1 protein-coding gene is annotated in these 266 nt (G+C 46.2%); it reads right to left on the minus strand.

Annotated features, from left to right (window positions below):
- Nucleotides 1–266: hypothetical protein (locus DPQ22_RS08700; protein WP_425305131.1), on the minus strand; the 266-nt coding region annotated here is incomplete at both ends.

Genomic DNA, 266 nt, shown 5'->3' on the forward strand with positions numbered 1-266 from the left:
TCATTGAAATTAGCCTCACCGCCCGCGCCGACAGTAACATCAGAATTACCGGCATTGCTGTTATCATTAAAATCAACTGTGCTGCCGTCAGAGACGCCAATGGTTGAGCTGCCGCCATTGGCATTATCATTAAAGCCTATTTTACCGCCATTAGAGGCATCAATATCCGAGTTTCCAGCAGAAGAACCGTCATTGAAATTAGCCTCACCGCCCGCGCCGACAGTAACATCAGAATTACCGGCATTGCTGTTATCATTAAAATCAAC

The organism is Candidatus Tokpelaia sp., from assembly GCF_008636115.1.
GTDB lineage: Bacteria > Pseudomonadota > Alphaproteobacteria > Rhizobiales > Rhizobiaceae > QLZD01.